At 45.0% G+C, this 13,450-nt stretch carries 9 protein-coding genes; 8 read left to right on the top strand and 1 reads right to left on the bottom strand.

What is annotated here, in order from left to right; genetic code table 11:
• Nucleotides 1-465, bottom strand: a 465-nt coding sequence (locus PPL9_RS00880) for a recombinase family protein (protein WP_152986553.1), incomplete at its 3' end; no start/stop codon positions are given.
• A gap of 1,724 nt (nt 466-2,189) precedes the next feature.
• Here PPL9_RS00880 and PPL9_RS00890 point away from each other — a divergent pair.
• From PPL9_RS00890 to PPL9_RS00930, 8 genes are all read left to right on the top strand, one after another.
• The gene (locus PPL9_RS00890; RefSeq protein ID WP_057460880.1) at nt 2,190-2,414 is read left to right on the top strand and encodes a hypothetical protein; all 225 of its coding nucleotides are present in this window, start codon (nt 2,190-2,192) and stop codon (nt 2,412-2,414) included.
• Between the two features lie 621 nt (nt 2,415-3,035).
• Nucleotides 3,036-4,451 carry a His-Xaa-Ser system radical SAM maturase HxsB gene (gene hxsB, locus PPL9_RS00900; protein ID WP_057460882.1) on the top strand — a complete coding sequence of 472 codons (1,416 nt, stop codon included), beginning with the start codon at nt 3,036-3,038 and terminating at the stop codon, nt 4,449-4,451.
• Entirely contained in the window at nt 4,448-5,533 is a 1,086-nt protein-coding gene (gene hxsC / locus PPL9_RS00905; RefSeq protein WP_057460883.1) for a His-Xaa-Ser system radical SAM maturase HxsC, read from the top strand. The genes hxsB and hxsC overlap by 4 nt, the downstream gene beginning before the upstream one ends.
• 10 nt (nt 5,534-5,543) lie before the next feature.
• Nucleotides 5,544-6,098: a His-Xaa-Ser repeat protein HxsA gene (hxsA, locus tag PPL9_RS31005; RefSeq protein WP_082596439.1), complete on the top strand. Its 555-nt coding sequence runs from the start codon at nt 5,544-5,546 to the stop codon at nt 6,096-6,098.
• Nucleotides 6,073-6,468 carry a TIGR03982 family His-Xaa-Ser system protein gene (locus tag PPL9_RS00915; protein WP_200962025.1) on the top strand — a complete coding sequence of 132 codons (396 nt, stop codon included), beginning with the start codon at nt 6,073-6,075 and terminating at the stop codon, nt 6,466-6,468. The genes hxsA and PPL9_RS00915 overlap by 26 nt, the downstream gene beginning before the upstream one ends.
• Entirely contained in the window at nt 6,452-7,690 is a 1,239-nt protein-coding gene (locus PPL9_RS00920; protein WP_057460885.1) for a His-Xaa-Ser system-associated MauG-like protein, read from the top strand. The genes PPL9_RS00915 and PPL9_RS00920 overlap by 17 nt, the downstream gene beginning before the upstream one ends.
• An 827-nt stretch (nt 7,691-8,517) precedes the next feature.
• The gene (locus PPL9_RS00925; protein ID WP_057460886.1) at nt 8,518-8,820 is read left to right on the top strand and encodes a hypothetical protein; all 303 of its coding nucleotides are present in this window, start codon (nt 8,518-8,520) and stop codon (nt 8,818-8,820) included.
• A 233-nt stretch (nt 8,821-9,053) separates the two neighbouring features.
• Nucleotides 9,054-11,972, top strand: a complete 2,919-nt coding sequence (locus PPL9_RS00930) for a hypothetical protein (protein WP_152986554.1) — start codon at nt 9,054-9,056, stop codon at nt 11,970-11,972.
• Nucleotides 11,973-13,450 lie beyond the last annotated feature (1,478 nt).

Below are 13,450 nucleotides of genomic sequence, written 5' to 3' on the forward strand. Positions count from 1 at the left end.
CTTGCCTGAAGCCTTCATTTCAACAGCTTCAAGCTGCTGCTCTTCGCTCAGCTTAGACGGTCGCCCCTGCTTCCTCTTCGCCTTCTCAATCGCCAATGCGCGCCGCTCATCATCCAGCCCGCGACCAAAGCCAACAAACGCCGCCATAACCTGAAACACACCTGGGTTTTCCAGTGTGTTTAGTCCTTCACGAAGAACCACCACATCAACGCCGAGCACTTGACATTTAGCGAAGAATTCAGCTAAATCCCGTTGATATTCTGCGATACGATCCAAAGAGCAAAATACCAACACATCACCCGCAACAGCCTCTTGCATCAGCCTATTAAGCTCAGGCTTCAGGAAGGCGCGCCGCGAAATTCCCTCATCAACGCGGAAGGTTTCGCAGTTTGCGGCTCGCAACTCTTCCATCTGGCCATCTCTGGTGTGTTCGTGTTTGTCGGTTCTTATATAGCCACGTATCATTTCGAATACCCATGTGTAGGAAAAAATCAATTTCAATTATTTTACTACACTTCATTAGTGCGTATTAAAAGATTGCAATTACATATTTTCCGACATTATCCATTTTAAACGCCCGAGTGCGTTTGCGGCACTATAGAGCAAAATGGGGTATGGTCTGTGAGTAATAAACTATCATTCTGAAATGACGCCCAATGATCCGAAGTTGCCTGTCAACGCGGTTCGATTTCATAATTGAAGTCTGGACTTTGCTGACGTTCGCTGCGGCGTAGAGAACTGGAAGTGAGTATGGCTACGTCAAGATGCGTCGGGCCAACTGCGGCCATTCAGTCCAATCCACTACAAATTGAAACATCTTATTAAACTGCTTTTTTAGGCTCGTTATTGAAGAGGTATAGATAAGTCTGACGCAAGCTCTTTCAAACAATCACTCATCAGTTACTTCAGTTTGAGCTTAAAGATAGGAAACCGAGGACTAGTGCTTGAAATGGTTCAAAAACCACTATTGTGAGACCCAATAGTCCCAACACAATCCCTAGCAACAGCAAAGCATAAGACCAGCGACTAGCGACAAGTTTGTTGTGTGAACTCATTTGCGGCTCCCCGAAACTCCATTCATTGAACGCTAACACACAGAACCCCCACTGTCTCACTTGTACAATGGTCAAGCAGAGTATGAAGCGTAAAAAAACCTCGCGCAGAGCAACTTTGGATTGATTTTGCATAGGAGCTGCATCCAAAATGATCGAGACTTTAGCGTTGTTTTAGGAGAAACTATTTTTATGAGGCAAATTTCCGCTGCAATGAAAACATTAGCCTTATTTACTGCACTCATACTCTGGAGCACAGCATTCGTCCAAAGTGAGACTATTGTAAAGCTGTCTAAGTCTGGCATCTGTCATGCGCCAGATAGTCAATATTACAGCCGAACCAAACACTTTAAGCCATTCAATAGCTTGGGAGAATGCCTTGAAAGTGGACGACTTCCAAAAAACTATAGACCATCAAGTCATTCGAGCACGACTGTGCAGCAGTATAGCAAAGCTCCTAAAGACGCCCCAGAGAACGCTTACAAGAGAGAGCTTTTTGGGGCCTGGGGTGATGAGGATGGTGATTGTCAAAACACCAGACATGAGCTTTTAGCCGAAATCAGCAGTGTAGCTCCCACATATAATAGTGCTGGGTGTCGGGTCATTCGCGGTCGCTGGTTGGACCCATACACTAACAAGGTGTTTTTAGACGCAAAAGACATGGATGTAGATCATTTGGTCCCACTAAAATGGGCTTGGGACCATGGGGCCACTTCCTGGGACGCAGATAAACGAAGAGCGTTTTCCAATGATATGAGGAACCTCTTTGCAGTCCAGGCATCCGTAAACAGAGCAAAGGGGGCATTGGGGCCGCTCAAGTGGTTGCCACCTAACAAGAAATTCCACTGTGAGTACATTACCCGTTTTAAGCGTGTTATAGTTTTGTATAAATTGAAATTATCATCCGATGAAGCTTTACGTTTCAGCCCTTTACACGATCAAATCTGTAAGTGAGGTAGCATTCTTCTTGCTGCAATAACACGATAGATGCTGAATGCCGGCCCCTGATTACACATGCATGCGACTTCAAATGCAATGCACAAAGATCAGGGGCTAAACTCTCGGGTGAACGAACCGGAAGAAACCTCTCCTACTACGAAAGTGAGAAATTTACTCACGTTCTAATAGGAGATTATTATGTACATTGCTTATTATAAGAAGAGTGCTTTTGGAGTTGGAATTACAGAAGACAAGGCCCTTGAAAAGGCAAAAGAAAATCTTTCGCAACTAGGACATCGTGAAATGGAGCGAGCTTTTCTTAAATTAAGAACTGCTCCCTTAAGCGAAACAGCACATGCTGCTCTGGAAGGAAAAGAGACAGTTTTGTTCAGCTTAATCCAAGGTATCTTTGAACTGAGCTAATTAAACTTAGCTATCAAGCGGCGGGATAGCTAATCTACCAAAACTGATAACCCTTAAACACACTAATTACTTCTCTTTTTTGAGCTGTTTAATTTGATTAAGAAAAGCTAGTATTTCCCTTTTTCATGTTGATATCGGTAATAACATTAGTTGGTCGATAATATTACTATGAATATTATTTAAATGTCGGCACGCTAGACTATCGATGAACGCATAAATTCTTTCTTTCGCAAGAGAAGGAGCTTTATTTCATAAAGAAATAGCAAGTGATGGCATACAGTACTAACTTCAAAATTTTCATTTTATTCTATTTGTAAATAAGTGCACAATGTATGCAAATACCGCCGACCAATGGGCGCTAGAGTTTAAAATAGTTATGACACTACAGTGTGAATTCTCAATTCCCGAAACATTTTTGCCAGTCAAAGACGACGCCTATCTTAGGCTTACATATCTTTTTCCTGATTTGGAAATCGAGCTTCATGATACGAGTTTTGTCTTTAGATCAATTGGTGAGTACAAAAAACAGACTTTGAAAAGAGAAGTAAGTCACACGCTTTACCGAGAGAAAATGAGGTCAGATTCCATCCAGCTTCGCCAAACACTTCTGCAGGTGTTGTCGTGAGCCAGACTTTAGTACCCATTCGTTTCAGGAAGTTGCCCACCAAACAGTATGTTATAACCAATGACGCTGGCGACTTTCTTTTTGGGTCAGAAGCTTTGATTGATCGGTATGTGGCACATCAGATTAGCGAAGAAGACAGACATATCCTTGCTAAATCCGGTTTTACGTACAGCCGGCTCGGTGATTTACCCAGCATTGGATTTGCAAATCGCTGGCTAAAACGCTCATATGTCTCTAATCAGCTAGGCTATGTTGTTATTGTTCCAACACTCCGTTGCGACCTAGATTGCTCTTATTGCCAGGTATCCAGGGTTGCTGAGAATGCATCTGGGTTTGATTGGTCTGCACAAACCCTTGAGGCAGTAAAAGCTTTTTTGGGCTCGCTGGAAACGAAAGACATTAAGATAGAGTTTCAAGGAGGAGAACCGCTCCTTCGACTCGATATCTTGCAAGAGATACGATCATTTTGCCGCACTAATTTTGATACATCTGAGTTCGTAGTCTGCACGAACCTGCAGAATGTCTCAGATGAGGCCTGGGCCTTCTTTCAGACAGATGACACTCAAATAAGTACGTCATTCGACGGTTCTTTTGACAATCACAAGAAGCAGAGAACAAGGGATAATGCCACAACTGGGCTCTTCATGAAGAACTTAGAAAAGGCAATCGCTCTTTGCGGTGAGGAACGCGTTTCAGTTTTGCCAACATTAGATGTTCAAAATCTTCCGAGCGTGAACGACTTGATTTCTAACTTTGCCCAGCTTGGAATGCGCTCCATTTTCCTCAGACCAATAAATCACCATGGGTTCGCCAGAAAGAAGCATGATGCAACAGGCTCCATTGACCCTTGGACGATGTATCATAAGGCCTTTATTAAAAAGCTGATTGAGTACAACTGGCAGCATAAAGACTGGATAGAAGATTTCTATTTTTCTCATCTTCTTCGCCGTGTGTTTCTTGGTACTGCAAATGGTCACGTTGATATTAGAAATCCCAACATTTTGGGATCTGACTATTTGCTGATCGATTATGACGGACAGTTTTATCCTACAGATGAAGCACGAATGCTGACGAGAATTGGCAACATCAATCTTGCTGTCGGGAATGTCAAAGATGGCATGGATTTCGAACTACTATCCAGGCTCAATGAACTATCACTCAATGATAACGCTCCAGATTGTGTTCATTGTGCTTACAAGCCCTATTGTGGGATAGATTTGATTGATGACTTGTCTAGATACGGTCGCGTCGATGTTCCGAAGGTAGATACGGATTATTGTCGTAAACATATGAACTTGTTCGATTTTTTATTTGAGTTGATCTTAGATACGGATGAGAAGACGCAGCATTCTATTAGCTTGTGGTTAGGAGTTCCAAACTTTTCACCTGAGTTGGTGAGGGAATGCCTATGATCCCACTCCGCTTAAAAACTTCTGGCTTACCTTTAGACGAACCGTTGGTCGTGCGATTACGTAGCGATGTTGAACATGCAAACCAACATGAGGCCTGCTTAGTCTCAACTGCAGAAGGAATTGCAGAGTTTGACTTCCATGGCTTCTCATTTGCGTTAGAAGTTGAAGATGTAAGAAGCATCGATGGTGATGTCGTTATGTTTTTGCCTGAAGGTCGATCTGTACATCGCTTAATTAGAGCAAATTCGAAACACAACACGCTGTTGATCACCGAGCAATGTGATCAGTTATGCTTGATGTGTTCGCAGCCTCCCAAAAAACATCATGTTGACCTGTTTGATCAGTTTGCAGCAGCGGTCAAACTTGCCCCTCCTGATGCAACAATAGGCATTTCAGGGGGAGAGCCACTCCTACACAAAACAAGATTGCTCAACATGATGACTGAGTGCTTGCAAGAGCGATCTGACATCAAGTTTCATGTTCTGACCAATGGTCAGCATCTCAGTGAAAGTGACCTTCCGATACTAAGTAACAGTTTGTTCCGAAGAGTGCTTTGGGGAGTTCCACTGTATTCAGAAGACGCGGCAACACATGACCTGATTGTAGGGAAATCTGGTGCCTATGAAAGGCTCTGTAACAATCTTGCTATTCTTGGACAGGCTGGCAGCTATCTGGAGCTTAGAACCGTCTTGATGCAGGAGAATGTCGAGAAGCTTCTAAATCTTGCATCCTTTATATCTAAGGATATCTCTTTCGCATCTGTTTGGGCAGTAATGCAGATGGAAAACATCGGATTTGCTCGAAAGAACTGGAGTAAGCAGTTCTATGATAACTCTTTGGACTTCAATCCGATTTCATCTGCCATGGACTTATTGCTAGCATCAGGTGTAGAGGTCGCGTTGTATAATTTCCCAAGGTGCACCATCCCTTCGAAATATCGAGATTACTCCCATCAAGCCATATCAGACTGGAAACAGAAGTTTTTACCACAATGCTCAGATTGCACTGATCAAAGGAAATGTGGTGGCTTCTTCGAGTGGTACCCAGAAAATCATGGATTTGAGAATATTTACCCCAATTGACAGGTGAGCTATGAAACTTAGAAAATTTCTTATCCCCTCTCTAGTTGCAGCCGGGTTCCCAATTTCAGAAGGGAACGCAGCGGTGAATACAGCACATACAGACTTAGAGCCAGAAATCCCGGGTGCTGTAGAACGATTGAAGCTAAACCATATCTACAATCTTGCAGGACACCGTTCTCACTCCAGCCACCGTTCACATTCTAGCCATCGGTCTTCTTCCGGTGGTGGGTATATTTACAAGCCTAAACGAGTGACCCCAGCTCCAAGTTATCCGGCTCCTTCATCCAGAAACATCCAAAGCACGCCGCCATCTTCAGTCCTTCCAAGCCTTCCTTCTGCAGCGAAGAAAAAAACACTACCAGGAAACTCTGAGAAGTTTTTGATGATCGCAAGAAAGGTTCAAGCCGCGCTGTATTTGAAGGGTTATTACACCGGCGCCATTGATGGAGTTGTAGGACCGCAGACCAGGGCTGCAATCTCTAAGTTCCAAAAGGCATTAAGGATCCAAGTGACTGGGTCTATCAATACGGAGGTCCTGAATGCGCTTGGGATTGCTGCCAACTAGCTTAGTTGCGTTTTCTTTCTTTATAACTGGTGTTGGAACTGCAATCATTGCACAGCCTCTTTGGAAGAGCGCCTTAATAGCAATGAACCAAGACGAGTTCTCTAAGCTTTCTTTTGAGTGTGACAATGCGATGCGAAGCCATTTTGTTGCTGAGCAAAACTTGTCTCAAACGCCCAATGAGGCAAATGTAACAAACTTGCAAGCCGCAGAAATCGCGTTAATCGATTGTCAGGATTATGACTTAAAGAGAAAGTCGCTCATCAAATGGGGGCTAACTGAGAATGAGGTTAGCGAGATGGTTCTTTCATCAATTGAAGAACGCGGTGACAACTTAAAGCACGTGATTAAAGTCCATGAAATTCGTTATTAAGCTTCTTGTTGCTGTGACATGTGTATTGATTTGCACACCATCCTTTGCCAGCTCTTTAAGAGAGACAGTTCTCAAAAACGCCGCGATTGAAAACGGCTTTGTAAAGCCTGAGCAAACTCATGTGAATGTAAACCCTGATTTAGTTAAAGTCGGCAAGCTTTTGTTTGAAAGTAAACTTCTGTCTCTGAATGAAGATACCGCATGTGCTTCTTGTCATTTGGATCGCTTTGGTTCTGCTGATGGCTTACCTAATGCGATCGGAGTGGGTGGTGTTGGTCATGGTGACCGCAGGCTAAAAAGCAAAGGAGCAATCATTCCTCGCAATACATTAGCTCTATGGGGTGTCGGCGGGCTAGAGTTTGATCGTTTCTTTTGGGATGGTAAAGTCGATAAGATTGGCCAGCAGATAAGCAGCCAGTTCGGCAACACTAAACCTTCAGATGATCCGCTTGTGATTGCAGTGCATTTGCCACCAGCCGAACTTGATGAAATGCTACGAGATAGCAAGGACAACTTGATATTTGAAACAGAGTCGGTGGGTTCAGCAACTGAATTATATAAGAAAGTAACTGCCCAAGTTTTGAGTAATGACGTCCTTCGAAATGAGCTTAAGGATGCATATCCTGAAGTTAGCGAAGTTACCTTTTTGCACCTTGCCGAGGCACTTGCTGCCTTCATCCGCGAAAATTTTCAGCTACAGCGGACAAAATTTTCGAAGTTTGTTTTTGAAAGTGGTACTTTAGCAGAAGCGGAACTGAAGGGCGGTCTCGTGTTTTACGGAAAGGGACGATGCAGCGGTTGTCACAATGGGCCATACTTCTCGGATATGGAGTTTCACTCCATACCTTTTCCGCAGATCGGCTTTGGTAAGAATGGTTATGGCGTTGACTATGGCCGCTTCAATACGACACTTGACGCAGATGAGATCTATAAGTTCCGGACACCTGTTCTCTACAATGTATCCAAAACAGCACCTTACTCACATTCAGGGGCGGTGCTATCATTAAAAGATGCGATTATCTATCACTTTGATCCTTTGAAAGATTATCAAGCTAACAAAATTGACCAACTTGAGAGAGCTGAGTTTTACAAACGCCTATCAATATGGAGCAATGAAACATTCAAACCTGAATTGCTCAATGAGGATGACGTTGAAAATTTGATAGCGTTCCTGCGAACCTTAGAGTTTCAAGCTTCAATGCCTGTTACTGAACTCGAGTAAGTTGCTCGGAAGCTAAGAATAGTAGATCTTAGAGCCCATGGAAGGCTACAACGCTTTGGAGACGAAAAAAGCACAAGGAGTTGAACTCACCTACCACTTTTTCGGTAAATTAGTTGCGATCTCAGCTTTCTAATCATCTGGGAAGATTCGCCTAGCTACAAAAAGGCCAATGATTGGGACAACTGGAAATGAGCATGGCTACGTCAAGGTGCGTCGGGCCATAACCGGCCATTCGGGCTGATCCATCAGGAGTTGAATTAGCACTCTTGAAAAATGCCATGGATGCTTTCGAGAATTTACTTTGTTCCTCTCAGCCCCTTTTACTGACCTTCATCGGCGCACAAGCAATCACAGGAGTAGCATGTCACTGTGACCATGTTGCAGACATTCACGCTACACAGTGGGCTATCCAGCCAGCGCGGCTTCTCAACTACAGGTCAATCTCCTTCAGCCTATAGCTCGGTTCGGTTTTCTGTCGCAGACTGCAAGTGCGAGAACTCAGGTAAGTGAGAGGCCGTTGCTAATGAAGGCCGAAGCCGCCGTTCGAGTACATCTATCAGCGGTTATGTTTACTCATTTAGAAGTTTTCAAGAGAGCTGCTGTGAGTATTTTTCAATGCTGATTGACACACATGGGTTCTGGCACAAATCGCGGATCACAAAATCACCTGCCTCAACGACCTCATGCCATGGTGTTACGCTGAGAAAACAGCGTAACGGGGTCTATTGCAGGTTTATAGGTCGGGTACAGCAGACGCATACCACAGACACAGCGTTGAGCACCGACTAGGCCTATTCGCTCTTTATCTGATAGTCCGCAAATCCCAAATGATTGATCGGGTGATTGACCTTCTGATGGAACAGACCCATCGGATCAATGCAAAATCCAAGCGTGAGGCGATTAAGGATATTAGCCGTGAAATCGAGACGGTTCACGGCAAGGAGCGCTTGCTGGCAGAGATTGCCGTGGCCTCCATGGAACACCCAAAGAGGCGGATCTGCGATGTGATCTATCCGGTCGCCGGGCAGCAGAAACTATCAGCGATTGTCTGGGATCAGGGACGAACTCCAATACCTCATCGCCGGGTTAACGCAATAACGCCGGTCCATGCTGCCGCCGTTCGCAACTAATGTGAGTCGATACAGCCTCACATCTCTCTAATCTGTTTTATTCAACACAAGGTTGAAGCTTGGAGCATGTTATTTCTCTGCGATAAGTTACGCTATGTGGAATGATGCAAATGCCGATCCTTAGTAATTCTCATATAACTCAACCCCGCGGCCCTCTATTTGAGGTCATCTCACAGAACCCGACATTAACAAGTCCTTCGGGTGAGAAAGCGGAGGGCAGGCAGTATGGCCCAGTGGCTGAATATGACGCCTCCAGCAACGGGAGGTTTGCGCTGTTCCGTGAAGCAGGTGATGGGAAATACGCTAGTTATGAGAAAAATTACTTGGCGGACGTTGAACTACTCAAAGAAGAAGTCAAGCAGCATCTTCCAAGTAAGCAGAACGAAGCCTTGAAGAATATCGAAAGCTTTGTGAGACACATCAAGGATACGTCTTTGGATGAGGACGCTTTTGTCGCGCAAGAGGGACCCAAACTGCTTCGTGTTATTTTGCTTGCTTTGAGAGATAATAGTGTTCCTGACGATCTGAAAAAAATCGCTCTTGATGAACTGGTCCATGGAATTCAGCATTGCGCCGGAGGTGTGGGCACACGTATGCAGACAGCCTGCCTCATTTTGCAATCGAAGAATACTGACATGCCGTCACAGATACAAAATGAACGGCGTGTGATCGCAGACGCTATCGTGAGACACACCCTCAGCCAGATTAAGTTTTCCCGAGGCAATGAAATCCACTGTTACAACAAAGTCTACAATGAGATTGCAGATATCCTGAATCTGAAAAAGTTTGATGATATGTTCGAGAATGCAGGCCATATTGAGGAGCAGTTGCTTACCAATGCAAAAATAACTGCACACGATGCTTTCACGCCAGCAGCCTTGGTCGATCGTCTTGCTCAATCGAAGTTTGAGCGTTTAATAGAGATTTTCAACAAACCCGGTGTGGAACCCAAATTTTTAGCTGAACTCACTTTTTCGGATGCTACCCCCAAACTAGAGACAGATTGGATTAATCTCGAAAATATCGACGAGAAACTACTTAAAGAAGTTAATGAATTTTTTAATACTGAGTTGAGACCGCTGGTTCGAGATGGGAAACTAGATCTGTTCTATATGACCGAGCAGGACGAGGACTGCGCAAATATCTCATTGAGACCGGTCAAAGAACATCTTCGAGAGCTGATAATTCAGGGCTTTCTTTCTGCCAGCAGAGATAAAATTATTTCAGCGTCTTCTCCTGAGCAGGGCCCCAACGGTTCGTTCGAGGCTGTGGTCTTCAGAAATCAAGTTGAAACTGCGCGAGAGAACGGAAAGGTTCTTCTTGCTGTAGACGGCAATATAGCGCTGCAGGCTTCTGCTCCGATTCCTGATAAGGCAAGTGCGTCGTTTGAAGGATTTCGTTTGTTTGAGCGGCTGGCGGGTGAGGACAACAGAGCAATTGTCACGATCCAGAACATGAGCTTCAAAACCGCGAGAATTGATCCATCAGGTGGAGTTGAAGACCTGCAACCGGTGACGCTTGGAGACTTGCGACCCTATACTACAAAAGTACCTTCAGGCACATCCTTCAGATCGAAAGTGATCGAAAGTGTATTGCCAGATTTGTCGCAATGGCCAAGACAAGTGACGCACCCCTTGATCATGCAAGCCATCGAAAACACGAGGTCTGCTGATGACCTGCTGCACTTTTATCAAACCGATCTGCATGGTGCTGAAGCTCAGGACTTCTTTGCAAAGCAAGAAACTGAAGCAGTCTTAACTGCGATTCAACGCTCGCCAGATTTGCAGGCGCAATTGCTTGAGAAAATTGCTGAGCCAGTCAATCACAAAAATGCCCAGGCGCGTGAAACCAGAACACAACTGAACCACCTTATAGATACTTTAAAGATACCCCGCTTGACGGCAAAGGTTATTGAGACTGGTCATCAGGTCTCGTTTGATCAGGTCAACAACGTTGAAGCCATCGCTTATTTGCCAAAAGAAACTATTGTTGAGCTCTCAGATGCGGATCGCCAGCAGATCGCGAAAACTGCAGTTGCCAGGGGACTAAGTCAGGTCGCTGTGTCCGTTTTGGCAGCAGGCCAGCTTATGATTAAAGACGAGCCTTTTCATCCTCAGACAATATTTGCATATGCGGTGCAACAAAACCGGCCTGCAACTCTGGAGGCGCTTATTGATTTTATGGTGCAGCAGAAACCAACAATGCAAGCCCAAATTCTGGGAGGGACAACGCTTGAAAGAACATTGGAGCAGGGGTCACATATTATCGACAAATTGATATTTGATGCTGCGCAGAAACAAAATCCAGAAAATTATCTTCGCCCCCTTATTAAAGGCGGAGCAGATTTAAGTATAACAGGATCACGATGGAGAACGCTCTTACATCACAATTGTATTCGTGATCCTGAGATATTTAACGCTGTTCTCGATTCATTCAAGAAGCGTGGTATTTCAAATGACAAAGCGATACATCAGGTTGACCTCGAAGACTGGTCTCCATTAATTTTTCATGTCACAAATCCATTTAAGGCAACTGCTGAGACGCAACATTCTTCTGTTGCCAATTTGCTAAGGGCTGGAGCTGATCCTTTATTCACTGGGAAAGAAACTAAGGTGTCGATGCTCCAACAGGCGGCAAAAAATGCCAAAGTGGAGACACTTAGGTTGCTTGTGGATGCGTGTCGGGAAAAAGGCGATCACTTTGACGTCCTTAAAGAGATCAATAGTTATACGAAAGAGCGAAATGGCGATACAGTGCTGACATTGGCGGTCCTGAGCCCCATTCATTCTAAAGAAGAAAATGCCGAGAAGGTAAGATATCTTATCGAGCAGGGAGCGGATGTAACGCTACGTCGAAAATCTAATAATGTGCCACCATTATACATGTCGATCGAGGTAGGTAATGTTGAAGCCACAAAACTCATCCTCTCTGAGCTACACAGGAGGGGAGAAGATTTGAATGCCCATATGAATGAGGAAATATTGCATGGGCAGTCTTCATCGGACCGTTGTCTTTCTCGGCTGACAGATCCGCAAAAACAAGAGATCTTTACCCACCTGGAGTTTCTTTTGGATCCTGAGGCCACTGCAGAACGACTTTCTGAACCCATTACTCAAAGAGATTTGATTGCAGATGAGCCTATGAGGGCGTGAGTGATTTGCGGTTCTGTCGCAAAGTTTAATCGGTTTTCTGCTCGCGTATTTCGGACACGTTGCCAATCAGCATTGAAAGCTGACCCACACTGCTGGCGCAACAGTCATATTGTGCGGCTTTTCACGCTTGCCGATCTCGTTGAAAGTGTACGCATCACCAAGCCGCCAGACATTTGTGGGTAACCGCAAGGCACGCCGGACGCTTACCACCGAGCAACAAGCTGAAAAATTGACCTGTAGTTGAGAAGCCGCGCTGGCTGAGTGGCCCGTTGTGTAGCGTGAATGTCTGCAATTGGTCATAAATTGCGGTTCGACTGTAGGCTCACACCAGCGCTGAACAAGAAAATCCTACGTTTTTCTTGCAGCCCAAAAGTAATCCTGAACTGCACGGATTGAGCATAAGAGAACCCGTTACGAAAATCATCACAAGGTTGCTTTATGCCTCTGGTCTTTTCTTGTGATCTTGCGTGGGCTTGGAGGCGGATGCGCATTAACTTATTGGCATCAGTCTCATGGCGCTGTGTCCAGTCTCAGGAGTGTGAGCCTGTCTCACATAATGTGCGCTCGTTCTCAGATAATCTGAGCCCAACTGGATTTACAGTCTCAAATAATCTGAGCCCAAATTCGCGATAATCTCGCGCCCGCCACATTTGGATCTCAAGCCCTTACACCTATGGCACGAAGCCGATGCAGAAAAAGATACCAATTACTGTGTTTTTCTCACATCGAACCGCCATGAGGCATAAACTTTACAAGTTAGCTGGGTAGCACTACCTCCATGAGGTGCTGTGTGATATTCAGTTCTTTAAGTGTACGTTTTCCACTAACAAATTCTTCGCTGACGACATTATCAGCCACCAGGACGTTGACATGATATGCTGTCAGCACTGGTTGTGGTTGGATTCGTAGGAAATGGCCTGTAGCACATAACACCAATGCGAGGACCTTCTTACTCCGCTTTATCTTCCAAATCACTGCCGAAAAACAGCCCGCAGTATAGATGAGCAAACACATCATCGGTAGGTCAGGTTCGCCGGACGCTCACTCTCCCTTAGATATTCACTACCTTGTTTGCTCACATCTGGATGATGACCATTCCGGCAACCACGACCTGGACTGGTTCGAGAAAAGTGGAAGGACTTCGGGTTAGCGTGTCTCAACTCTTGATGGAAACGCTCTAATGGCAGGTAATGGCCCTCGACGCAGGTAACCGCTACTCACTTACCTGAGTTTTCGCGGTGCAGCGAACGGGAGCCATAGTCTGCATCTTACCATCTCATACTCCGAGATACTAACGACAGTCACCCAGCATGTTCTTTAATTGTTTTGATTTTTGGCAACTTTTGTAGCTTGGGGCCTTTTAGGCCCAGTTGGCCCAAATTGTCAATGCTGGGTCAAATTTCCCCAAAAGTGCTGGACCAAATTTCCCCAGTTTGAGGTTTGGTGACCAGCCTTTTTTTAGGTCTAGTTCTCCTTTT

Source organism: Pseudovibrio sp. POLY-S9 (assembly GCF_001431305.1).
In the GTDB taxonomy this organism is placed as follows: Bacteria; Pseudomonadota; Alphaproteobacteria; order Rhizobiales; family Stappiaceae; genus Pseudovibrio.